We start from the raw sequence: 23,654 nt of genomic DNA on the forward strand, positions 1-23,654 counted from the left end.
CTGCGCTTGAGGCGCGACACTCCCCGATCAGGCGGCAATGGCCCGCATCAGGCCCCGAATGCCGATCAACGCGACCACCCGCTTGATATTGTAGGCAAGGACATTCAGCGCCATTTCGGTGCGGACGTTCTTCAGCCTCCGCGTCAGGAAATGGGTGTGCCCCATCCAGGCCTTGAGAGTACCGAACGGGTGTTCAACCGTGCAGCGGCGCAGGGTCATCGGATCGGCCTCTCCACCCAGTCTTTTGCGCATCGCATCGACCAAGCGCTCATGCTCCCAGCGAGTGATGCGGCGTTCCTTGCCGGTGGTGCAGCGCTGTTTGATAGGGCAATGCTGACATTCATTGGCCCAGTAACGGCCAACCCGCAGGCCGTCCTCTTCGCGCATGTAGCGGTAGGTCAGCTCTTCTCCTGCTGGGCAGATATAGACATCCCGGGCCGGGTTGTAGGCGAAGTCGGCCTTCACATACATGCCCTTGCCCCGATTGCCCGATGTCTCGGGGCGCGGCACGGTCGTGGTGATCCCTGCCTGATGGCAGGCCAGGATCTGAGACCCGCTGAAGTATCCCTTATCAGCGATGGCATGCAGGTCGTCGCGCCGAAGAGCCTTCCTGGCTGCCGCCGCCATCGGGCTCAGCTGGTCGCGGTCGAAGCCTTGATTGGTCACGGCATGCGCCACGATCAGATGCGTCTCGGTATCGACCGCGGTCTGGACGTTGTAGCCGACCATGCCGCTGTGTCGGGCGCTGGTCGCCATGGCGCGGGCATCTGGATCCGTCAGAGAGATCTGCCCGTCGGGCGTATCGACGAGGGCCTTCTCCATTGCCTTCAGCCGTGCGATCTCCTGCCGGATGCGCCCATAGCGGCGGGCGAGATGCGCGACCTTGTCAACCCGTGCTTCGCCCTTCTCCTGGCGGTCGATGCGGGCCATGTCATCGACATACCGTGAGACATCGACCTCCAGATGGTCCAGGCGGCTGGCGATCTTGTTCTTGGTGAAGTTGCGGTCGCGGCTGTTCACGGCCTTGAATTTGCTGCCATCGATGGCAACGCAATCGCCCCTCAGCACCCCAATCCGCCGGGACAGCTCCACGAACTGCGCGCAGGTCCTACGGATCGCTGCCGCGTTATCGCGCCGGAAATCGGCGATGGTCTTGTGATCGGGCACCAGGCGGCCGGTCAGCCACATCAGCTCGACATTGCGACCCGCTTCGCGCTCCAGGCGACGGCTCGAGGGTATGCGGTTCAGATAGCCGTAGATGAAGAGCTTCAGCAGAACAGCCGGATGGTAGCCCGGGCGACCGGTTCGGGCGGACACACACCGCTCGAAGCCGAGCGCCGGGAGATCGAGCTCCTCGACGAAGAGGTCGACGACACGGACCAGGTGATCCTCGCCAATCCAGTCCTCGAGACGATCAGGGAAAAGCGTGACCTGTTCCCGGTCAATGCCGTCGATGAAACCCGCCATCCCTGCCTCCCGCTACCTTGCTGAAGCTTACCACGGGACAGCATTTCCACACAGCCTCGGCCCTTTGCAGACGTTGGCGCGACGATCTGATGCTACGTCGCGGCTTCACCACTGCGGACATTCGGGGTGCCTGCAGCAATCTTCCTGTCCGAGCTTGAAGCAGGCTTCGCGCGGATTGCGGGTTGGCGTCGCGCAGAGTAAAAAATTCCGAGCAACACCGGGAGGTATTTATGGACCAGTCCGATCAGGAACTCGAGCGTCTCAGCGCGCTGTTGCATGCGCTGCCCATCGAGAACATGCCCATGACGCTCAGTGAACTTGATGGCTATGTAGTCGGTGTTCTTGCCTGCCCGGATATGATCCCGCCCTCGGAATGGATGTCCCATGTCTGGGGAGAGACAGGTGAGGCAAATTTTCCCGATCAGAAAACCGCCGAAGCCACGGTCGGTGCGGTCATGGCTCACTACAACTCGGTTGCGGAGGCGATGACCCGCTCACCTTGGATCGAACCCATCTACGAGGTTGACCCCAACAGTGATGAGGTGATGTGGGAGCCTTGGATCGATGGCTTCACTCGCGCTATGGGGCTAAGACCGGATGCTTGGGATCGACTGCTCGCTCAGGCCGACGAAGAGACGCGGACGACGATGATCTTCTTGATGGCGCTTCAGGAAATATACACTGGCCACAGCAAGTTCACGGATGAGGAGATTGACGAAATCGACCTTGAAGCACCCAATCTGATCCCGAACTGCGTTGCGACGATACTCTATCAGTCTCGTCCCGAGCTTTCCCGCATGGAGCCCGCAAATCGTTCCGAGATGCCGTTCAACGCCGGTCCCCGGCCCGGGCGGAACGCCCCATGCTCCTGTGGGTCGGGCCGCAAATACAAGCAATGTTGCGGTCGGAACTGACCGATCGCCCAAGTCTCTCACGGCCCACACCGGTCATTGGTGGGAGACGCAGCGAATGACTGATCTTAGCCCAGGGCCACACGCAACAGAAAAGCCTACTCTCTTGGAATGCGGGCGAGATCTATGCAATTAGTCGAACATGCTGGGCGTTGGAACAAGACCCAGCTCAGAGAGCATGAGGCATGGGTCACAACTACAAACCAACCGCAATCACAAGAGTTGGCTTTGCATACCAGGACTTGGTTGCTGCAGAGACGCTGCTTGATTTCTATCGCAACCCCAAAAAATATTCGTGGGTCAAGGTAGAAGCATCGGACCCGTCATTCCGGGCCGTGGATGACGTGGTTGCGTGCCTAGCTGACGGGCGGTTCGAAGTTACGCAGGTCAAGTTTGCTGTCGATCCGGAAAACCCAAAAACAGCCCTTGATTGGGAATGGCTCTTAGGCGCGAAACCCAAAGGAAAGTCTTTCCTTCAGCACTGGGCTGTGCCGGTCTTGAAGATGTTGGATGAGGGTTTTCTAGCGAATGCTCGTCTGATGACGGATCGAAAACCGGATTCGGAATTTTCTACATCCCTGAAGGGAAGCCGCGTCAATTATTCAAAAATTCCCTCGCCAATTCGTACGCGGATTGTCGCGCAGCTCGGATCGGCTGCCGCCGCTCAAAAGTTCTTTAAAAACTTTGACTTCATTCACTCACAGCCAATACTTGAGGACCTTGAAGCGACCCTCTGGGCGCGCATTGCATCTGATACGGACGGCGCTGGCTGGGCATTATTCCAGAAACAGCTCCAACTTTGGGCGACACAAAAAAATTGGCCGGGCCCTGATGGGCGTATCCGTTACGTCCATCTCCAGCAAGCTTTTTCCCCAGAAAGAGCCGTGCCCCTTCCCCAAGATTTCACTGTGCCAAAAGACTACCGCGTGCCGGACGAGAGCTTTTCCGACGATTTCTTTTCGCGGGTACTCAATGACGATGGTGTCACGGTTCTTTGGGCCCCTCCTGGACGTGGAAAAAGTACCTTTCTCAGCCACTTCAAATCGAAACTCGATACTAAAAAGGTTGTGTGTATACGGCACCACTACTTCCTTAGTCTCGATGACAGATCTGAGGGAAGGTTCCACTTCCAAGCTATTGCGCGTTCGCTTGAAGCCCAACTTCAAGAGGCGATGCCTGACCTGAGAGTGCGGAATCATAGTACTTTGGGCGAAACGATCGAACAAGCTGCCCGGAAAGTCGTCGCGGAAGGAAGGCGCCTTATCGTGATCATCGACGGCCTCGATCACGTCTGGCGAGAAGGCCGTGATCGCGAGCACGCCGAAGAACTCTTTAACGCGCTTATCCCCGCCGTACCGGGTACCCATCTGCTAGTTGGGACCCAGAAGATTGCGGAAAAGGACCTTCCAACAAGGATGCTGGTTGCAGCGCCTATGGAAGGCTGGGTCGAGCTTCCTCTTATGAGCCGCGCTGCTGTTGAAGGCTGGATTGAATCACAACACCGCGCAGGAAGGCTGAATCTCTTCCGCTGGCCTCACCAATCGAAAGCGAAGGCGCTCGCCGCGGTTTCTGATGCTTTCTTCGACATATCCAATGGCTTGCCTCTGCATCTGATTTATACATTCGAGGCCGTTGCCCGTGCTGGCAATGAAGTCACGCCAGACCTAGTTCGAGCGCAGCCGGGCTGCCCTAGTGGAGACATCCGGGATTACTACGTAGGGCTAATGTTGCAGCTTTCTCCACGCGGGAAGGCAATTCTGCACGTCCTGGCTGGTCTCGACTTCAGTCCGCCGCCATTTGCTCTCAACAACTGCTTCGGCGTGGACGATCAGAGCATCTTGGGGCTGGCGGAGATCGGTCATCTCCTCGACTTTCGAGAGATGGAAGTGCGCCCATTTCACGGTAGCTTGTTCGCCTTTCTTCGAGATGACCCCAGTCACTATTCAACTTTTATGGCCAATAGCGCGCCGACTTTGGCATGGCTGGAAACAGAAGCGCCTCCCTACTGGCGAGAGGCGTGGCTATGGATCACTCAGGCAACACGCGGGAACGCACAGAACCTAATCAAGGCACCTTCCCGTGAGTGGGCGTTGTCCTTCGTCACTGCGGGGTATCCGATCGACCGCTTGATCAATGTATTGAATCATGCCGAACAGGCCGCTTTCGAAGTATTCGATTTGGCAAGCGTCGCGCGTCACCGACTTGTAAAGATGCGTGCGATAAATGCCGATGAGCTGCAGCACGATGAACTGGCACAGGTTTGGTATGTCGCGGCGGCTTTAAGTGGCGATTCGTTTGTCCCAGCCATCCTTCGAGCCGACCTGAGTAACTTGCCAGCCTCACTAATCCCGGCCCTCGTCCATATGACCGATGAGAGTCAGCGAGATGCGCTTATCGATCTAGCGGTTGCGGAACTTAACGGACGCATCACCCAAAACCGTCGTGACGAATACATCAGCAATAACCAGCAAGGCGATTTTGCTCGGGCTGTGGTTTCAGTCGTTGCCGCAAGCAAGAAGAACGAGGTTGCTCGGGTGCTGCGTTTCGTGCGCAAATCTGGTCAAGCGGACCCTATCGTTGCCGCTTTCGCTCAGAGCGCGCGCCTCGTCGGGAATGTTAGAGCCGTCTTCCAAGCGGGCAAGAGTTTCACAGGCGTCGAGTTTGACCGCGAACTGTTCGCCTGCCTGTGTCTCGAAGGCCTGTCGCCTGCTAGCCAAACTCCGTTGAAAGCTGCAAAGCATCCCGCTATTCGCTGCTTTGGACTCGCCAAGGGTGACACAGTCAAAGGCAGTAACTCCGGCAAAGATTTGTCAGTGCTTTTCGCTGGCACTGACGGCCCGGAGGATCGCTACCAGACTGACATTCGAGGGATCGTCTACAATAACTTCATGTCCACACTAGCGGCTGCTCTGGCCGGCAAGCCAACAAGTGGGTGGACAAAGATTCCCGATCATGCATCGGAAAGCTGGCTCGCGGATGCAGTACGTGCGTTCGAAAAACTAGCACAACGCATCGCTGCACACTGGGCGAACACGAAGCGTTGGCCAACTCTCGGCGACGTATTCAGTTGGTATGATGGACAACTTTGCTACGAGCAAGGTTATGACGCTCAAAGCCGTTTCATTGCCGTGCGCCTTGCGTTTATCGACGCCGCCTTCGATCTCAGCCTCATCGGTCGAGGGCTTGATGCTGCATATCAAATCGACGATGCCGCCCTTTCTGAGGCACGTACATCAGCCTTCTGGCTCAACGAACTTTGGCTCGAAAAGCTGACAACACGCCGGGTCTCATTGCATGACGACGCAAGCGCCGAAACGTTCATCTCGACTTGCATGGACGAACTCGCTCGAACCGTGACTGAGTTCAACGAGCGAGCTTCCACGTTCGGCAAGCTGGCTCTTGCCGCGCACGACCACAACAAACCTCAGCTCGCAGCTCAGGCTCTGAGACATGCTGTCGATTGTTTGTTTGGGTATGGCTGGCGGAAGGATGCCTTCGCAGACGATGTTCTTACCGCGTTGGAAATGATGATCGAAGCAGGGGATCAGGACGCCAGGCAAACCCTCTTGGCTCTAGCTGGCGCGTTTCACCGCATCACCGACTACACCGACGGCGCCGGAACAAACCATATCCGCAGCGAATATTACACTGCTGTAGCAAGGCATTTTCCTGAACGTATCGCGCCCATGCTGAACGATCTAATCAGGGCTGAGGACTGGCGTTATGCCGAAGATTTGTACAAGGAGCTTCCCTCTCTCCCTTTGGCACAGAGCGTAGAAGGCGCTGCACTTTTTTCCACCTTCATCATGCCTAACGAACGGAGCGCCATAGAGAAAGCTAACCTAGGTCATGTTGACAAATGGCGGAGCCAGAGGCGGATCGACGTGATGTCGATGAAGCCCAGGAAGCTTTCGGCGGTCTTGTCGTAGCGGGTGGCGACGCGACGGGCATTCTTGAGCTTGTTGAAGCACCGCTCAACGAGATTGCGCAGGCGGTAGAGCCTGCGGTCAACGGCGACCCGTAGCTTCCGGGTTTTGCGCATGGGGATGACCGGCACCACGTCGCGCACCTCCATGGTCTTGCGGATGTTGTCGGAGTCGTAGCCGCGGTCTGCGAGCAGAACGCTTGGCTCGGGCAGGTTGTCAGCCATGACCAGATCGAAGCCGAGGTAGTCCGATGTCTGCCCGGCCGTGATCTCGGTTCTCATGGGCAGGCCTGCCGCATTGACCCGCAGATGGATCTTGGTCGTGAAGCCACCTCGCGAGCGGCCGAAACCTTGGCGCGGAGTCCCCCTTTTGCGCCCGCTGCCTGATGATGAGCGCGAACCACGGTGCTGTCGATCATCTGCAGCGCATCCGGCACGATCCGGCTCTCGTTCAGCGCCTCCAGGATCTGTTCCCACAGCCCCGCCAACGTCCAGCGCCGGAACTGCCGATAGACAGACGACCATTTGCCGAACTCTTCCGGCAGGTCGCGCCAGGGCGACCCCGTTCGGGCGATCCAGAAAATCCCATCCAGAACAAGCCGATGGTTCGTGGGCTTGCGGCCGTTCGGAGAACGGACAGCCAGGATGAAGCGTTCAAAGAACGCCCACTCGTCGTTCGACATCAGGTTTCGTGCCACGCTGGTCTCCATTGCAGATACCAGCTTGAATCACGATCACCGCGCCCGGTGAATCCCTTTTGTCAACACGCCCTAATCCACAGAGAAATCTTCCCTTAACCGGCCGTTCGCCCTTTCCGCAGCGAAGGTCAGCTTCCCGCCCTGTGTGGCGATCCACCTTCACAACAGCGGAGCACTTACCTTCCTTCGCCTGGGTCCGTATCCTGCACGGGCACGATGAGCCTGGATGGACGACAATGGATGATCACGGATATCGCCCCGGCCTCGCGGGCACTGCGCCCCGCACAGCTGCATCCTGACCTTTGTCCGGAAGGATTCCGATGACTTGGCTTTCTCCTGTCGACGCCTATTGCGAACGGACGGGCCCGGACTACTGGTCGGAGCCGATCAATGCGCTGACCAACCTCGCCTTCCTGATCGCCGCCCTTGTCCTCTGGCCGCGGCTTCGTGGGCCGGAAATGGCGATGGGCCGGGCGCTGGCGGCAATGTTGTTCGTGATCGGCATCGGCTCCTGGCTGTTCCACACCCATGCCAACCGGCTGACCGGGCTGATGGACGTGCTGCCGATCCTCGGCTTCATCCTGCTCTATGTCTTCGCCGCCACGCGGGACTATTTCGGGGCGCGTCCCTGGATCGCCGCCCTGGTGACGGCGGGCTTCGTCCCCTATGCCGCCGCGACGGTGCCGCTTTTCGCGATGATCCCCGGCCTCGGCTCCTCGGCCGGCTATGCGCCGGTGCCGCTGCTGATCCTGATCTATGCGGTGCTGCTGCGCAGACGCCTGCCCGAGACGGCACGCGGCCTCGCCATCGGCGCCGGGATTCTGATCGTGTCGCTGAGCTTCCGCACGCTCGACCAGCCGCTCTGCGGCGCCCTGCCCTTCGGCACGCATTTCCTGTGGCATGTGCTGAACGCGGTGATGCTGGGCTGGATGATCGAAGTCTGGCGCCGGCATCGGCTGCGCTGAGGCTCGATTCCGGCAAGTCTTTGCGCGACGCCCGAGCGCGCCGTTCTACGCCGCCCTACCCTGCCGCATCCCGGCCCATGCCATTCCCCGCCGATTATTCCATAGCGATTTCCATTGCTTAAGCGGATCTCTGTGCCGATGCTGGCGATTATGTCCTTGCCAGCTTCCCGAACCCAGGCCACGATGACGCGGAGCGAACGCGAGGCGCTGCTCGACGCCCTGCTGCTCGGCGAGCCGGAACTCGGCTTCACGCCCCGCGGCAATCCCGACCCGCGCCTCGTCGGGCTGGTGCGCCTGCTGGGCAGGCAGGCCGCCAGGGACAATTTCGAGGCGCAGCGGAAGGCAAGGGAACCCGGCGCCTCCTGATCCGACAGGGAGTGCCGCCATGAAGGTCGCCGTCTACGCCCGCTATTCCTCCGACCAGCAGCGCGATGCCTCGATCGCCGACCAGTTCCGCATGTGCCGGCTGCGCGCCGAGAAGGAAGGCTGGCGGGTGGTCGAGGAATATTCCGACCATTCCATCTCCGGCGCCAGCATGATCCAGCGGCCCGGCATCCAGGCGCTGGTCATGGATTCGACACGCGGCCGCTTCGATCTGGTGCTGGCCGAGGCGCTGGACCGGATCAGCCGCGACCAGGAGGACATCGCCGGCATCTACAAGCGCATGCGCTATGCCGACGTGAGGATGTTCACCCTGTCCGAGGGCGAGATCAGCGAATTGCATGTCGGCCTGAAGGGCACGATGAACGCCCTGTTCCTGAAGGACCTGGCCGACAAGACCCGGCGCGGCCAGCGCGGGCGCGTCGAGGCCGGCAAATCCGGCGGCGGCAACGCCTATGGCTACGATGTCGTCAAGAAACTGGACGGCAATGGCGAGCCGATCCGCGGCGACCGGGCGATCAACGCGGCGCAGGCCGAGGTGGTGCGCCGGATCTTCCGCAACTATGCCGCCGGCAAATCGGCCAAGGCCATCGCCGTCGCCCTGAACCGGGACGGCATCCCCGCCCCCTCGGGCGGAGATTGGGGCTTCAGCACCATCAACGGCAACCCGAGGCGCGGCAACGGCATCCTCAACAACGAGATGTATGTCGGCAGGATCGTCTGGAACCGCCAGCGCTTCATCAAGGATCCCGATACCGGCAAGCGCCAGGCCCGGCTCAACCCGGAAGAGGACTGGGTGATCCAGGAGGTGCCGGAACTGCGCATCCTCGACGACGATCTCTGGAACGCCGTGAAGGCGCGGCAGAAGACCAATACCGTCGCGCGGGACGCGCGCGGCAACGCCGACGTCCGCAAGGTGAACCACCGTCGGCGGCCCAAATACCTGTTCTCGGGGCTGACCAAGTGCGCCTGTTGCGGTGGCGGCTATTCGGCGATCTCGAAGGATCTGATCGGCTGCTCGACCGCGCGCAACAAGGGCACCTGCGACAACCGCGTCAACATCCGCCGCGACGCGCTGGAATCGCGGGTGCTGAACGCCCTGCGGACCCGCCTCGTCGACCCCGAACTCTTCGCGGAGTTCTGCGATGCTTATACGAGGGAGACCAACCGGCTGCGCATGGAAAGCGGCGCCGGCATCGACAAGGCCGAGGCCGAGTTGAAGCGGATCGCCCGCGAGGAAGAGAAGCTGATGGACCTCTATATGCGGGACGCCATCTCGATCGAGGCGGTGAAGGAGCGCGGCGACACGCTGCGCGCCCGCAAGGCGGAACTGCAAGATTTCCTGGCCAATGCCGACGAGCCCCCGCCCCTGCTGCATCCCTCGATGGCGCTGCAATACCGGGCACGGGTGCAGCAGCTCTACGAGACGCTGCAAGGCGACGACGAGGCGCAGCGCATTGAGGCGGCGGAGATCATCCGCTCGCTGATCGACCGGATCGTGCTGACGCCGGGGCAGGACCGGATCGAGATCGACGTTCAGGGCGATCTTGCCGGAATCCTTACGCTTTCCGCGCAACGCAAAAACCCCGCGGCGGATGCAGCGGGGGCGCAAGTAAAGATGGTTGCGGGGGCGCGCTTTGCACCATGTTGACCAGGCCCGCCGGCGATCCCGCCCCGTAAAACACCAAGGCCGGGCCACGCAGCACCTCGACCCGGTCCAGCCCGTAAAGCTCGAAGACCGGGGCGCTGGTCGGGAACTGGGTCGCGCGCATCAGCCGCAGCCCGTCCAGGAACTTGTCGTTCTCCAGGTTGAAGCCGCGCAGGAACAGGCTGTCGAATCGCGGATCGCCGCCATAATTCCCGGTCACGATGCCGGCGGAATAGCTCAGCGCCTCGGAAAGGTTCGTCGCGCCCTGCTCTTCGATCTGGGCGCGCGGCACGACCGAGACCGAGGATTGCGTCGCCAGGATCGGCCGGCCGGTCTTGGTGATGGCCAAGGAACGTACGACCCTGCCCGCCAGCGGCGCGCTGGGGGTTTTCAAACCCCGCGATGGCAACGGTGTCCAGCACGATCGCCCCCATGAAGGCCTGGCGGGGATCCTGCTGGTCCTGGGCGAAGGCGCTGGTCGGCGCGACGGCAAACACGCTGACACCGAGAAGGAGCGGTTGGGCTTTGTTCATCTTGACCTGTTCTGTCCGCGAAAGTTTCCGAGCTATGAACTCGGGTATTCCGCGGCTGTCTTGAACGGGACCACTGGGTTTTGTTCAGGAATCCTGCAATGCGATGCGGCGCCAGACCGAAGGGGGCATGCCATGGGCGGCGCGGAAGGCGCGCGACAGATGCGCTTGGTCGGCAAAGCCCGTCGCATAGGCGATGTCGGCCAGCGACAGGGCCGTATCGCGCATCATCTCGCAGGCCGCGTTCAGCCGCAGGCTGGCCTGCCAACGCTGCGGCGTCTCGTTGCACGATTGCTTGAAGGCGTGAAAGAACCGGCTTTCCGAAAGCCCGGCCATCCCGGCCACCGTGACATGGCGGTTCAGGTTCTGGTGCAGGTGGCGTTCCAGGGCGGCCATCCTGCGCAGGGAAAGCCCGCCGCTGACCGGGGCGGATGGCCCGGTTTCGGCTTCGGTGGCGAAGATCTCGCCCAAGGTGGCCGAAAGCAGCGCATCGATCAGCATGTCGCCCCGGCGCGGGGACCGGACCGCGTCGGCCGCCAGCTGGGCAAGGTCGGCCAGGCTGCCGCTTGCCCGATCAGCCGCGGCACGGACAGGTCCGGCCGGATGTTCGCGGCCGCCAGCCGCTGCTGCAAGGCACCGCTTTCCAGGTGAAAGCCCAGGTGCATCTTTTCATGCCGCGCCTCGATGCGGCTCCGCAGCGGAAGGCCGGCCGGGACATGCAGCGCCTGGATGCCGCGATGCTCGGCCTTGTCCGCGCCGGTGCGCAGCGCCAGCGGCGGCGGTGCCTCGCCCAGGAAGATCACGATGCGCGGGTCCGGCGCGATGTAGAGCCCGCCGCCGCCCGCCTCGCCCCGCACCGACCAGACATCGGCGATCGCGCCGCAAAAGCGGCGGAAGGACAGCGGCGCCAGGGTCCGCAACCCGTGGATGCGGGTCTCCATCCGGGGGCGAAACCCCTTATGGGGCGGCATCTTCTCCTGCCTGGATGCGTTGCTGGATATTGCCGGCACCGCCACGAGCCCGGCATCGCAAATTGTTGATTGGAAAACCCTGAATTGCAGGCCGGCCCGCCGGCCCGACGCGGCGGCACGCATCGCAAAGGCCCCCGTCCCGGCGAATCCGCCTTGCCGATCCAGGGGATCGAGGCATCGGCAGGATGCCGCCGCACGGAATCGCCGCCGCCCGTTACCGGCGCGGCTTGCCCAGGCTGGCGCGGTATTTGGCGACGGTGCGGCGCGCCAGCGGCATGCCGCGCCGCGCCAGGGCCGCGGCCAGCCGCGCATCCGACAGCGGCTCGGCCCTGGGCCAGTTCTCGATCAGCGCCGCCAGCAGGCGCAGGACGGCTTCGCGGCCCACGCCGGGCAGGCGCGGGCTGACCGGCGCGGGCAGCAGATCCCGCAAGGGCACGGTCCCGCGCGGCGCCCGGATCGCCACCCCGGCGACCGCGCGGCTGACGGTGCTCTTGTCCAGCCCCAGCCTTTCGGCCAGCGCGGTCATGGTCAGCGGATTCAGCCGCCCCCGGCCCAGCAGCCATGGCCCCTGCACCTCGGCCAGGGCCAGGCCGATGCGCCACAGGGTGCCCGCCCGGCCCTCGACCGCCGCGACCAGAGCCTGCGCGGCGATGCGGCCCGGCCCGTCCGCCGCGCCATCGCGCAGCGCCAGCCCGGTCGGCGCGATCCAGCGCAGCTCGCCCTCGTGCGTCAGCTCCAGTTCGGGCGGCGCCGGCGCCGGGTCGTCGGACAGCGGACAGGGGGCCAGCCGGCGCAGATCCTCCAGCATCCCCGCCGCATCCTCCAGGTCGCAGCCGCAATGGCCGGCGATGGCGGCAAGATCCGCCGCCGCCGCCAGGTCCAGCCGGTCCAGAAGCGTCGCGATCATCGGGTCATAGCGCCCGGCCGCCTCGAGCCCCAGCCGCAGATGCTCGGCCAGCGAGCGGGCAAAGACGCCGGGCGGCTCCAGCCCCTGCAGCCGGGGCAGCAGCGCCTCGATCGCCGCGGCGCTGCAGGACAGCCAGCCGGCGATCTCGGGCAACGGGTCGGCGATCCAGCCGCGCTCGTCCAGGCAATACACCAGGCCGCGGGCGATGCGCGCCTCCTCGGGGCCAAGGCGCATCAGCCCGACCTGCTCCAGCAGCGCCTGCCGGCCCGAGACGACCGCCGCAGGCTCGGGCCCCGCCGACAGGGCAAGCAAGGGATTGGCCGCCGCCTCGTGGCGCAGGCGCCGGCGCAGCCTGGCCCCGTCCATGCGCAGCACCTCCAGCGACAGCCGCATCTGCTGGCTCAGCGACAGGCCCCTGATCTGGCGCGGCTCTTGCCTTTGCATGGTCCTGCCTCCCTGCCCCGTGGCGCGACAGGTGTTGCAGCCGCTGCGACACCCGCGCCCCGCAATCCCCGGAAATCCCGCCTTGCAGACCCTGGCACGGTCGTTGCTTGCATGATGGTCAGGGAGGACGGACATGGTCAAGGTCGGCATCATCGCCAATCCGATTTCGGCCCGCGACATCCGGCGGGTGATCTCGCATGCGGGCAACCTGCCCATCAACGACCGCGCCAATATCGTGCTGCGCATGATGGCCGGGCTGGCCGCGGCCGGGGTCGAGGAAGTGCTGGTCATGCCGGAAAACGGCGGCATCCGCTTTCACCTGGAACGCAGCATCCGGCGCGAGGCGCGGCTGGGCCACGCCAATTTCCCGCAGCTGCGCTACCTGGACATGCCCGTCACCGCCACGCCCGAGGACAGCGCCCGCGCCGCCCGGATGATGGCGGCCGAAGGCGTCGCGGCCATCGTGGTGCTGGGCGGCGACGGCACCAACCGCGTCGTCGTGGGGGCCTGCGGCAGCGTGCCGGTGGCGGGCGTCTCGACCGGCACCAACAACGCCTTCCCGGAGCTACGCGAGCCGACGATCACCGGCCTGGCCGTGGGGCTGGCCGCGACCGGACAGGTGCCCCCGGACGTGGCGCTGCGCCCGAACAAATGGCTGGAGGTCGCGATGGGCGACCGGCGCGAGATCGCGCTGGTCGATGTCGCCGTGGTCGAGGACCGTTTCGTCGGCGCCCGCGCCATCTGGAAGACGACGGGCTTTCGCGACCTGTTCGTGACCTTCGGCCTGCCGCAGGCCATCGGCATGTCCGCGATCGCCGGGCTTTGCGACCCGGTGGACCGCGCCACGCCCGAGGGCCGCCATATCCGCCTGTCGCCCGACGCGCCGCGCCAGTTGCTTGCCCCCATCGCGCCGGGGCTGATCGACCGGCTGGGCATCGCCGGCGTCGCGCGGATGGCACCGGGCCGGGCGCATGCCCCCTCGATCCGCGCCGGCACGCTGGCCTTCGACGGCGAGCGCGAGCTGACATTCACCGAAGGCGACCGGGTCTCGGTGCGGCTGGTGCCCGACGCCTTCCGCACCATCGACGTGCCCGCCTGCATGGCCCATGCGGCCGCGGCCGGGCTGTTCATCCGCAACCCAGACTGAACCATAAGGGAGGAGTTCATGTCCAATCCGTTTCCGCTGCCGAAAGAGCAGCTTCTGGACGCCTATCGCAAGATGCGCACCATCCGCGATTTCGAGGAACGGCTGCATGTCGATTTCGCCCGCGGCGAGATCCCCGGCTTCGTCCACCTCTATGCCGGCGAAGAGGCGACGGCGGTCGGCATCATGATGCATCTGCACGACCGCGACCGCATCGCCTCGACCCATCGCGGCCATGGCCATTGCATCGCCAAGGGCGTCGACGTCAAGGCGATGATGGCCGAGATCTATGGCAAGGCCACCGGCTGCTGCGCCGGCAAGGGCGGCTCGATGCATATCGCCGACCTGTCCTTGGGAATGATGGGCGCGAACGGCATCCTGGGCGCCGGGGCGCCCTTGGTCTGCGGCGCGGCGCTGGCGGCGCAGAAGCTGGGCCATGACGGCGTCGGCATCACCTTCTTCGGCGACGGCGCCTCGAACCAGGGCACGGTGCTGGAAAGCATGAACCTGGCCGCGATCTGGAACCTGCCGGTGATCTTCGTGGTGGAAAACAACGGCTATGCCGAATCCACCTCGGTCGATTATGCCACCGCCTCGGACAGCTACGTGGACCGGGCGACCGGCTTCGGCATGCCGGGGATCACCGTGGACGGGCTGGATTTCTTCGCCGTCCACGAGGCGGCGGGCGAGGTCATCCGCCGCGCCCGCGAAGGCGCCGGGCCGACGCTCTTGGAATGCAAGAACGTGCGCTTCTTCGGCCATTTCGAAGGCGACGCCCAGACCTACAAGGCGCCGGGCGAGAACGAATACAACCGCGCCCACAACGATTGCCTGAAGCTGTTCCGCCAGAAAGTGACCGAGGCCGGGGTGATCTCGGATGCCGAGCTCGATGCCATCGACGCCGAGGTGGCGGCGCTGATCGACGAGGCCGTGGCCGAGGCCATCGCCGCGCCGCTGCCCGAGGCCGCGAAACTGACCGCCGACGTCTATGTGAGCTATTGAGGGAGGAATTACCATGGCACGCATCATCAGCATGAAGGACGCGGTGAACGAGGCGCTGGATCAGGAGATGAGCCGCGACCCCACCGTGATCATGATGGGCGAGGATATCGTCGGCGGCGCCGGCGCGCAGGGCGAGGATGACGCCTGGGGCGGCGTCCTGGGCGTCAGCAAGGGGCTTTACGCCAAGCACCCGAAGCAGATGATCGACACGCCGCTGTCGGAAAGCGCCTATGTCGGCGCCGCCATCGGCGCGGCGACGGCGGGGCTGCGGCCGGTGGCGGAACTGATGTTCGTCGATTTCATCGGCGTCTGCCTGGACCAGGTCTTCAACCAGGCGGCGAAATTCCGCTACATGTTCGGCGGCAAGGCGGAAACCCCGGTGGTGATCCGGGCGATGTGCGGCGCCGGCTTCCGCGCCGCCGCCCAGCACAGCCAGATGCTGACGCCGCTGTTCACCCATATCCCCGGCCTCAAGGTGGTCTGCCCCTCGAACGCCTATGACTGCAAGGGGCTGCTGATCCAGGCGATCCGCGACAACGACCCGGTGATCTTCCTCGAACACAAGAACCTCTACGCCAGCACGGCGGATGTGCCCGAGGAGCCCTATGCCATCCCCTTCGGCGAGGCGAACATCGTCCGCGAGGGCGGCGACGCCACCATCGTCACCTATGGCCAGATGGTCGGCCGCGCGCTGGAAGCCGCCGAGATGCTGAAGAAGGACGGCGTCGACGCCGAGGTGATCGACCTGCGCACGCTCTCGCCCATCGACATGGACACGGTGCTGGAAAGCGTCGAGGCGACCGGCCGGCTGGTCTGCGTGGACGAGGCGAACCCGCGCTGTTCCATCGCCGCCGACATCGCCGCCACCGTGGCGCAGGACGCCTTCGGCGCCCTCAAGGCACCGATCCAGATGGTGACGCCGCCGCATGCGCCGGTGCCCTTCTCGCCCTCGCTGGAGGACGCCTATGTGCCCTCGGCCGAGCGCATCGCCGCGGCCGTCCGCAAGACGCTGGAGAACTGACATGGCAGACATCACCCCGATCCTGATGCCGAAATGGGGGCTCTCGATGCGCGAGGGCAAGCTGGCGGCCTGGCACGTGGCCGAGGGCGCCGAGATCAAGCCCGGCGACGAGATCATGGATGTCGAGACCGACAAGATCGCCAATGTGGTCGAGGCCGCCGACGGGGGCCTCTTGCGCCGCCGCGTCGGCATCGAGGGCGAGACCTATCCGGTGCGCGCGCTGCTGGCGGTGATGGCGCCGGAATCGGTGCCGGACGCGGAAATCGACGCCTATGTCGCCGCCTATCAGGCGCCCTCGGCCGGCGACGAGGACGAAGATGCCGGACCCGCCTATCAATATGCCGACCTGCCCATGGGCCGCATCCGCTATGCCGAGCGGCCGGGCGAGGGCGCGCCGCTGGTGCTGATCCACGGCTTCGGCGGCGATCTGGACAACTGGCTGTTCAACATCGACGCGCTGGCGGAAGCCGCGCCGGTCTATGCGCTGGACCTGCCCGGCCATGGCCAGTCGGTGAAATCGGCGCGCCCGGCGGGGCTGGGGCTGATGGTGGAAACCGTCCTGGCCTTCCTCGACCATATCGGCGCGGACAGGGCGCATCTGGCCGGTCATTCCATGGGCGGGCTGGTCGCCGGCACGCTGGCGGCCCGGCACCCCGAACGCGCGGCCTCGGTCACGCTGATCTGTCCGGCGGGCCTCGGGTCCGAGATCAATGCCGATTACATCGACGGCTTCGTGAAGGCCACCGGGCGCAAGGATCTGAAGCCGGTGCTGGCGCATCTGTTCAGGGACCAGTCGCTGGTCAGCCGCGCGATGGTCGAGGATCTGCTGAAATACAAGCGCCTCGACGGCGTGCCGGATTTCCTGGCCGAACTGGCCGGAAACCTGTTCCGCGAGGGCCGGCAGGCCGAGCAACTGGCCGAGGCGCTGGCCGCCTCGGGCGTCCCCGCCCAGGTGATCTGGGGCGAGGCCGATGCGATCATCCCCGCCGCCCATGCCGAAAGCCTGCCGGGGGCGTCGCGCCATGTCATCCCGGACGCCGGCCACATGGTGCAGATGGAGCAATCGGCCGAGGTCAACCGCCTGATCCGCGACTTCATCGCCTGAACCGCCGGCCGTCCCCTCGGGGGCGGCCCCTTGCAATGGGAGGAGAGAGATGAGCAATTCCGTCGAAGGCCGCGTGGTCATCGTCACCGGCGCCGGCCGCGGCATCGGCCGCTCCATCGCCGAGGGGCTGGCGCAGGCCGGCGCCCGGGTGGTGATCGCCGACATCGCCGCCGATACCGCCGAAACCACCGCCGCCGAGATCCGCGAGGCGGGCGGGCAGGCCATCGGCCTTGCCGTCGATGTGACCGACCGCGCCAGCACGCGCGCGCTGATCGCCCGCACCGTCGCCGAACATGGCCGGCTGGATGCCATGTTCAACAATGCCGGCATCGCCCAGGTCAAGCCGTTCAACGACATCACCGAGGACGACTGGCACCGCGTCATGGACGTGAACGCCATGGGCGTGCTGATCGGCATCCAGGAGGCGGCACGGCAGTTCATCGCCCAGGGCGGCGGCGGCAAGATCGTCAACACCGCCTCGATCGCCGGCAAGCAGGGCTACGAGCCCTTGGCGCATTACTCGGCCAGCAAGTTCGCCGTGGTGGCGCTGACCCAGGCCGCGGCCCGCGCCTTCGGCAGGCACGGCATCTGCGTCAACGCCATCTGCCCCGGCGTGGTCGCCACCGACATGTGGAAGCTGATCGACAAGGGCTTCAAGGACGAGGGGCTGACCAGCCGCGACAACGAGGCTTTCGAGGGCTTTTCCGCCGACATCCTGCTGGGCCGCCCCTCGCGCCCTGAGGATCTGGCCGGCGTCTCGATCTTCCTCGCCTCGGCCGGGTCGGATTACATGACCGGGCAAAGCCTGGTCGTCGATGGAGGGATGGTTCTGGTATGAGCGCGAAACAGAAACTGGCCGAGATGAACGCCCGCGCCGCCGCGCTCTACAAGGCAGACGGCAAGACCATGTCCGCATTCCGCGGGCTGATGGCCGCCGCGAACCGCGAGGGCCGGATCGGCCCCGCCATGAAAGAGATGATCGCCATCGCCGTCGCCATCGGGCGCGGCTGCGAGGATTGCATCATCTTCCACACCGCCGAGGCCAAGGCCCATGGCGCCAGCCGCGACGAGTTCGTCGAGGTTCTTGCCATCGCCATCGAGATGTCCGGCGGGCCGGGCACGGTCTATGCCGCCAAGGCGCTGGCCGCCTATGACGAATTGTGAGGCATCCCCATGAAAGCATTGCGTTTCCACGCCGCCAGGGATCTGCGGATCGAGGACATCCCCGAACCGCCCCGGCCCGGCCCCGGCCAGGTGCTGATCCGAAACCGCTTCGTCGGCATCTGCGGCACCGACCTGCACGAATATGCCTCGGGCCCGATCTTCATCCCCACCCAGCCGCATCCCTATTCCGGCGCCCATGGCCCGCAGGTGCTGGGCCATGAATTCGGCGGCGAGGTCGTGGCGGTGGGCGAGGGCGTGACCAAGGTCGCGCCCGGCGACCGGGTGGCGGTGCAGCCGCTGATCATGCCGCGCGGCGGCGAATATTTCGCCGACCGGGGCTGGCACAACCTCTCGGGCAGCCTGGCGCTGGTCGGGCTGTCCTGGATCTCGGGCGGCATGGCCGAGATGGCGCTGCTCAACGACTACAATGTCGAGAAGATCCCCGACGGCATGACCGACGAAGAGGCCGCGCTGGTCGAGCCGACCGCCGTCTGCGTCTATGCCTGCGACCGCGGCCGGATCACGGCGGGGAACTCGGTGCTGGTCACGGGCGCCGGCCCCATCGGCATCCTGGCGCTGCTGACCGCGCGGGCCTTCGGCGCGACGCGGCTGTTCGTCTCGGACGTGAACGACACGCGGCTGGCGCTCGCCGCCGAGGTGGTGCCCGGTGTCGTCGCCATCAACCCGGCGCGCGAGGATGTGGGCGAGCGGGTGCGCGCCGGCACCGAAGGCGGCATCGGCTGCGACGTGGCGCTGGAATGCGTGGGCAACGAACGGGCGCTGCAATCCTGCCTCGACGCGCTGCGCAAGCAGGGGGTGATCGTGCAGACCGGGCTGCATCCGGGCAAGGGCAGCGTGGATTTCTTCCAGCTGACCTTCAAGGATGCCGAGATCCGCGGCTCCTGGTGCTATCCGACCCATGGCTGGCCGCGCACCATCGAGCTGATCGCCTCGGGCGCCATTCCGGCCAGCCGGGTTGTGACCAGGCGCATCGCGCTGGACCAGGCCGTGGCCGAGGGGTTCGAGGCGCTGCTGGACCCCGCCGGCACCCAGCTCAAGATCCTGATCGACCTGTCCCGCTGAGTCCCGCCGCCGCGGCAAAGTTTTCCACCCCGGCGCGGCCAAGCCGTGCTATCGTCGCGCCGGGCTTTGGGAGGAGCCGATGGGAGGAATGCAGGACACGGGGACGCATGTCCTTGAAATCTTTCGCGCGGCCGAAGGGCAATCCTCGCGCCGCGACCCGGATGTTCTGGCGTCCTGGCGGCGCTGCGTGAACGAACACCGGCTCGACCCGACCCGGCACCTGGGGCCGCGCATCGTCACCCAGGGCGAGCTGCGCCAGCACCGCCAGGAATCCGAGGAATTGCTGCGCATGGCCCGGCACGGGATGGAGGATCTCTATCGCCGGGTCAATTCGATGGGCTATGTGCTGCTGCTGGCCAATGCGCGGGGCGTGACCGTGGACGCCATCGGCGATGCGCAGTTGGATCGCGAATTGCGCCATGCCGGGCTGATCACCGGCTCGGAATGGCACGAGCGCGACGTCGGCACCAACGGGGTCGGCGCCTGCCTGGCCTCGGGCCAGGCGATCACCGTGCATCGCAGCGATCATTTCGACGTGACGCTGACGCCGCTGTCCTGCACGGCGGTACCGATCCACGACAGCCGCGGCAACCTGCTGGGCGTGCTGGATCTGTCGCATCTGCAAGCGCCGCAGGACAAGATCAGCCAGGCGCTGACGCTGGAGGTGATGAAATCCTGCGCCCGCCGCATCGAGATGGCCAACCTGGCCTGCAATCACCGCTCGGACTGGATCCTGCGCCTGCATCCCTCGCCCGAATTTCTGGACGTGGACCCGATGGCGGCGGTGGCGGTCGGGGCGGACGGCCGCATCACCGGCATGACGCATAACGCGCATGAGCTGGTAAGGGGCGATCTGATCGGCCGCCCCTTCAGCGATGTCTTTGCCCACGACTTCGAGGATCTGCCGGTGCTGTCGGCGGCCCAGGCCCCGGTCGAGGGGGTGCTGGAGATGCAGTCGGGCGGCATCCTCTTTGCCCGCGCCGTGCCGCCCGCCGCCCCGCCGCGCAGTACCGCCGCCACCGCCCTGCCCGCCCCCCTGCGCGCCATCCACGGCGGCGATCCCGCCATGCAGCACCTGGCCGAGCGCGCCGCCAAGGTGGTGGACCGCAAGATCAGCGTGATCCTGCGCGGCGAAACCGGGACCGGCAAGGAGTTCATCGCCCGCGCGATGCACCAGTCCTCGCGCCGCCGCGGCCCCTTCGTGGCCATCAACTGCGCCGCCCTGCCCGAGGCGCTGATCGAATCCGAGCTGTTCGGCTATGTCCCGAACGCCTTCACCGGCGCCCATGCCCGCGGCAAGAAGGGCCTGATCCGCGAGGCGCATGGCGGCACGCTTTTCCTGGACGAGATCGGCGACATGCCCCTGCCCCTGCAGGCCCGGCTGCTGCGCGTTCTGGCCGAGCACGAGGTGCTGCCGGTCGGCGGAACCCGCGTCGAGCCGGTGGACATCCGCGTCATCTCGGCCTCGCATCGCGACCTGGCCGCGCAGGTGGCCGAGGGCAGCTTCCGCCAGGATCTGTTCTATCGCCTGAACGGGCTGGTGCTGGACGTGCCCCCGGTGCGCGCGCGCCGCGACCTGGAATGGCTGATCGACCGCATCGCCGCCGCCACCGAGGAAAGGGTCGGCTTCACGCAAGCCGCCCGGCAGCGGCTGCTGGCCCATGACTGGCCGGGCAATGTGCGCGAGATCATCAATGTCTGCGAATTATGCGCGGCGCTTTGCGAAGGCCGGCCGGTCGAGCCGGACGACCTGCCCTGCCATATCGCCGGCCCCGCGGCGCAGCCCGACCCGCAATCCGGGCCCGAACTGCTGGCATTCCTGGAACGGTGCCGCGGCAATGTCTCGGCGGCGGCGCGGCTGGCCGGGATCGACCGCTCGACCTTCTACCGCAGGCTGCACCGCGCCGGCCTGATGGACCGCCGGCAAGGCTAGGCGCCGGCGCCGGAACGGCCCGCGCCAAGCCGCCCGGTCTATTTGTAGAAGCCCTCGCGCAGCTTGATGCCGTGTTCCAGCCATGCCTTCATCGCGCAAAGCATCCCGGTCCAGCCCTCGCAATTGCCCAGGCAGCCCCTTAGCCCGGCCTCGGTCTCGGGCCAGCCGTATTCGCTGATCCGCACCAGCGTGCGCCCGTCCTCCAGCGGGTGGAAGGCCATGGTCACGGTGGTCCAGATGCGCGGCTCGCCCTCGGCCTCCCATTGCAGGACGATGCGCTCGTTGGGCACCACCTCCTGCACCAGCACCGGAAAGGCGCCGGGATAATCGTGGAAATCCCAGCTCACCTCGGCCCTGGTGGCCAGCCGCCCCCTCGCCCCGCCGGTGGTGAAGAACTGCGACAGGCTGTCGGGGTTCACCACGGCCTCGAACACCTCGCCGACCGGCTTCGCGATCCGGCCGCTGACGGTGAATTTCAGTTCCATGCGACGATCCTCCTGGTTCTGTCCGCCCTTGTCCTGCATCCCATAATGTTATAGAACTATAACATGTCAACAGAAGATCAGGACGACGCGCTGTTCAAGGCGCTGGGGCACCGGGTGCGGCGGCAATTGCTCGACCGGCTCAAGGCGGGGCCGCAGACCACCGGCGGGCTGTGCGAGGCGATGCCGCAGCTGGACCGCTGCACGGTCATGCAGCACCTGCGGGTGCTGGAGGCGGCCGGGCTGGTCGTGGTCGAGCGCCGCGGCCGCGAAAGGTGGAACCACCTGGACGCGCTGCCGATCCAGGCCCTGCAGGACCGCTGGATCGGCCCCTATGCCGCCCATGCCGCCGCCATGCTGGCCGGGCTGAAACGCGCGGCAGAGGACGGCCAGCCGCAGGACCGCGACAAGGCCCTGCCGGGCTAGGCGCGGCCCTCAGACCTCGTCCAGCCCCTCCAGCAATCCGGGGGACATCTCCTCCCAGAAGGCGGCGATGCGGATGGCGTTCAGCGGCGACATCCAGCCGTGCTTCTCGAAATCCTCGCGCATGCGGGCATCGGACAGCTGCGCCAGGAACAGCCGCTTGTCGGCATCGCGCTGGGTTGGGGTGCGGGCCTTGACCGCGTCCAGGATGCGGCGCAGCCGCTCGGCCCGCGGATTGGGGGCCGCCTCCCCTGCCCGCTCGGCCGTCGCGCCGAAATTCCCCTCCAGCGCCGCGGTCAGGTAGCCCAGCTTGCTTTTCACGTTCTTGCGCGTCTCGACATAATCCAGCTTTTCCAGCACCTGCTCCTCGCCATGCGCGGTCAGCCATTGCCGCGCCAGCCGGTCGCTGACCCCCAGGCCGCGCAGCCGGGCATAGACGGCGCCGTGCCGCATCCCCTCGCCGTCGTCCATGTCCAGGATCGCCAGCTGCGGGTTCTCCGTGATGCGAAAGCGGATTTCCGTCACCACCCTGCCCTGCTTCCTCGTCTCGGGCGTGACCAGGATGTTGCTGGTGCGGTTCACCTCGTCCACGGCGGGCTTGATGACCTTGGCGTTCAGGTGCTTGAAGGTCTCGTAATAGGCCGAGCCCTCGACCCCCATCAGCCGCCGGAACAGGTCCAAGGGCCACCAGCCGGTCGAGCCGGTCCTGACGAAACGATAGCAATTCTCGTAAAGCGCCAGCGCATGGCCGCTGGTGAAGCGGCGCTGGATGTTCAGGTTGATCAGCGCAAAGACCTTGGGGTCGTGCAGCTTTTCCGCCAGCGCCGGGGAATAGGCATATTCGCAGATCCCGCCCTTCAGCTTGGCATAGCTCAGCAGGCTCGACACGCCCCATTCCTGCTGGCCCTTTTCGTCCAGCATGTCCCATTCGGCCACCGTCTCGGCCAGGCCGCGCAGGGATTGCTTCAGCGTCTCCATGTCGTTGCTGTTATAGCCGATCATCAGGCACAGCGTGCGCGCGTCGATCTGGTGGCGCGCGCGGCTGATCAGCGTGTCATAGGCATTGAGCAGCAGGACGTTGGACAGCTTGCGCTGCAATAGCGTCAGCTTGCCCGAGACATGGATCGCCGCCACATGCTTCTTGACCGCCCCCCGGCGCAGCGCGCCCGAAAGCTGGTCGCGAGGAATATCCCCCATCGCCCTGCCCTTCTTGTCGTTATGCGGATTATGCCCGATCAGGTACCTCGCCACAACAGTCATCCGGGTTCCCATGATCCGCGAAACGCCATCCCGAAGACGGGTGCCTTTGCCGCTTCCGGCCGCGAAAGGCACCCGTTTACAGGGCGCAGGAGTCGGGTCTTGGGGCCGAAACAGGCAGAAAACCGCGCCTTCCGGCCGATCCCGCATGTGGAAACCCGGTTTCCCGCGAATCGGTGCCCCACCTCCCGGA

General features: G+C 65.3%; 22 protein-coding genes. 14 read left to right on the plus strand and 8 right to left on the minus strand.

Annotated elements, in window-relative coordinates:
• Positions 1-27: 27 nt before the first annotated feature.
• Positions 28-1,467: an IS1182 family transposase gene (locus ACNKFW_RS20530; protein WP_418025856.1), complete on the minus strand. Its 1,440-nt coding sequence runs from the start codon at positions 1,465-1,467 to the stop codon at positions 28-30.
• 230 nt (positions 1,468-1,697) lie between these two features.
• On the opposite strand from ACNKFW_RS20530, the gene ACNKFW_RS20535 reads away from it, so the two are divergent.
• Positions 1,698-2,381 (plus strand): UPF0149 family protein, encoded by a 684-nt coding sequence (locus ACNKFW_RS20535; protein WP_323032350.1) that lies wholly within the window; start codon positions 1,698-1,700, stop codon positions 2,379-2,381.
• Between the two features lie 182 nt (positions 2,382-2,563).
• Positions 2,564-6,307, plus strand: coding sequence for an NACHT domain-containing protein (locus ACNKFW_RS20540; RefSeq protein ID WP_418025859.1), 3,744 nt, complete (start codon positions 2,564-2,566; stop codon positions 6,305-6,307).
• On the opposite strand, the gene ACNKFW_RS20545 is transcribed toward ACNKFW_RS20540, so the two are convergent.
• Positions 6,226-7,013, minus strand: a protein-coding gene (locus ACNKFW_RS20545; protein WP_088238952.1) for an IS5-like element ISPme2 family transposase whose coding sequence is annotated in 2 segments (ribosomal slippage) — positions 6,226-6,677 and positions 6,677-7,013 — 789 coding nt in all. Because the reading frame shifts where the segments join, the coding sequence is not laid out codon by codon here. The two genes, ACNKFW_RS20540 and ACNKFW_RS20545, sit on opposite strands and share 82 nt — an antisense overlap.
• Positions 7,014-7,321: 308 nt before the next feature.
• Here ACNKFW_RS20545 and ACNKFW_RS20550 point away from each other — a divergent pair.
• From ACNKFW_RS20550 to ACNKFW_RS20560, 3 genes are all read left to right on the plus strand, one after another.
• Entirely contained in the window at positions 7,322-7,966 is a 645-nt protein-coding gene (locus tag ACNKFW_RS20550) for a ceramidase domain-containing protein (RefSeq protein ID WP_333484066.1), read from the plus strand.
• A 183-nt stretch (positions 7,967-8,149) separates the two neighbouring features.
• A complete protein-coding gene (locus ACNKFW_RS20555; protein ID WP_333484067.1) occupies positions 8,150-8,332 on the plus strand; it encodes a hypothetical protein in 183 nt (60 codons plus the stop codon).
• Positions 8,333-8,351: 19 nt separating this feature from the next.
• Complete coding sequence (locus tag ACNKFW_RS20560; RefSeq protein ID WP_418025561.1) at positions 8,352-9,998, plus strand: recombinase family protein; 1,647 nt, start codon at positions 8,352-8,354, stop codon at positions 9,996-9,998.
• On the opposite strand, the gene ACNKFW_RS20565 is transcribed toward ACNKFW_RS20560, so the two are convergent.
• From ACNKFW_RS20565 to ACNKFW_RS20580, 4 genes are all read right to left on the minus strand, one after another.
• Positions 9,907-10,344, minus strand: a complete 438-nt coding sequence (locus tag ACNKFW_RS20565) for a TonB-dependent receptor plug domain-containing protein (protein WP_418025563.1) — start codon at positions 10,342-10,344, stop codon at positions 9,907-9,909. The genes ACNKFW_RS20560 and ACNKFW_RS20565 overlap by 92 nt on opposite strands.
• Positions 10,345-10,612: 268 nt before the next feature.
• Entirely contained in the window at positions 10,613-11,026 is a 414-nt protein-coding gene (locus tag ACNKFW_RS20570) for a helix-turn-helix domain-containing protein (RefSeq protein WP_231486932.1), read from the minus strand.
• On the minus strand, positions 11,020-11,466 hold the full coding sequence (locus ACNKFW_RS20575) for a hypothetical protein (RefSeq protein WP_231486930.1): 447 nt from the start codon (positions 11,464-11,466) through the stop codon (positions 11,020-11,022). Before ACNKFW_RS20575 ends, ACNKFW_RS20570 begins: the two co-directional genes overlap by 7 nt.
• Before the next feature lie 244 nt (positions 11,467-11,710).
• Positions 11,711-12,847 carry a hypothetical protein gene (locus tag ACNKFW_RS20580; protein ID WP_024845821.1) on the minus strand — a complete coding sequence of 379 codons (1,137 nt, stop codon included), beginning with the start codon at positions 12,845-12,847 and terminating at the stop codon, positions 11,711-11,713.
• Between the two features lie 133 nt (positions 12,848-12,980).
• On the opposite strand from ACNKFW_RS20580, the gene ACNKFW_RS20585 reads away from it, so the two are divergent.
• From ACNKFW_RS20585 to ACNKFW_RS20620, 8 genes are all read left to right on the plus strand, one after another.
• Positions 12,981-13,994 (plus strand): ATP-NAD kinase family protein, encoded by a 1,014-nt coding sequence (locus tag ACNKFW_RS20585; protein WP_024845820.1) that lies wholly within the window; start codon positions 12,981-12,983, stop codon positions 13,992-13,994.
• A gap of 18 nt (positions 13,995-14,012) precedes the next feature.
• Complete coding sequence (locus ACNKFW_RS20590; protein ID WP_028710366.1) at positions 14,013-14,993, plus strand: thiamine pyrophosphate-dependent dehydrogenase E1 component subunit alpha; 981 nt, start codon at positions 14,013-14,015, stop codon at positions 14,991-14,993.
• A 13-nt stretch (positions 14,994-15,006) separates the two neighbouring features.
• Entirely contained in the window at positions 15,007-16,014 is a 1,008-nt protein-coding gene (locus ACNKFW_RS20595) for an alpha-ketoacid dehydrogenase subunit beta (protein ID WP_024845818.1), read from the plus strand.
• A 1-nt stretch (position 16,015) separates the two neighbouring features.
• A complete protein-coding gene (locus ACNKFW_RS20600; protein ID WP_074990734.1) occupies positions 16,016-17,119 on the plus strand; it encodes an acetoin dehydrogenase dihydrolipoyllysine-residue acetyltransferase subunit in 1,104 nt (367 codons plus the stop codon).
• 49 nt (positions 17,120-17,168) lie between these two features.
• Positions 17,169-17,957: a glucose 1-dehydrogenase gene (locus ACNKFW_RS20605; protein WP_024845816.1), complete on the plus strand. Its 789-nt coding sequence runs from the start codon at positions 17,169-17,171 to the stop codon at positions 17,955-17,957.
• Positions 17,954-18,283 (plus strand): carboxymuconolactone decarboxylase family protein, encoded by a 330-nt coding sequence (locus tag ACNKFW_RS20610; RefSeq protein ID WP_024845815.1) that lies wholly within the window; start codon positions 17,954-17,956, stop codon positions 18,281-18,283. Before ACNKFW_RS20605 ends, ACNKFW_RS20610 begins: the two co-directional genes overlap by 4 nt.
• Before the next feature lie 9 nt (positions 18,284-18,292).
• Positions 18,293-19,366: a 2,3-butanediol dehydrogenase gene (locus ACNKFW_RS20615; RefSeq protein ID WP_024845814.1), complete on the plus strand. Its 1,074-nt coding sequence runs from the start codon at positions 18,293-18,295 to the stop codon at positions 19,364-19,366.
• Positions 19,367-19,445: 79 nt separating this feature from the next.
• A complete protein-coding gene (locus ACNKFW_RS20620) occupies positions 19,446-21,299 on the plus strand; it encodes a sigma-54-dependent Fis family transcriptional regulator (RefSeq protein WP_083413838.1) in 1,854 nt (617 codons plus the stop codon).
• A gap of 38 nt (positions 21,300-21,337) precedes the next feature.
• On the opposite strand, the gene ACNKFW_RS20625 is transcribed toward ACNKFW_RS20620, so the two are convergent.
• Positions 21,338-21,784: an SRPBCC family protein gene (locus tag ACNKFW_RS20625; RefSeq protein ID WP_028710371.1), complete on the minus strand. Its 447-nt coding sequence runs from the start codon at positions 21,782-21,784 to the stop codon at positions 21,338-21,340.
• A 63-nt stretch (positions 21,785-21,847) separates the two neighbouring features.
• Between ACNKFW_RS20625 and ACNKFW_RS20630 the strand changes: the two genes are divergently transcribed.
• Positions 21,848-22,207, plus strand: coding sequence for an ArsR/SmtB family transcription factor (locus ACNKFW_RS20630; protein ID WP_028710372.1), 360 nt, complete (start codon positions 21,848-21,850; stop codon positions 22,205-22,207).
• 9 nt (positions 22,208-22,216) lie between these two features.
• Here ACNKFW_RS20630 and ACNKFW_RS20635 read toward each other — a convergent pair whose 3' ends face one another.
• A complete protein-coding gene (locus ACNKFW_RS20635) occupies positions 22,217-23,401 on the minus strand; it encodes a replication initiation protein (protein ID WP_143091263.1) in 1,185 nt (394 codons plus the stop codon).
• Positions 23,402-23,654: the final 253 nt, after the last annotated feature.

This window comes from Paracoccus sp. TD-10, assembly GCF_048270675.1.
Taxonomy (GTDB): domain Bacteria; phylum Pseudomonadota; class Alphaproteobacteria; order Rhodobacterales; family Rhodobacteraceae; genus Paracoccus; species Paracoccus pantotrophus.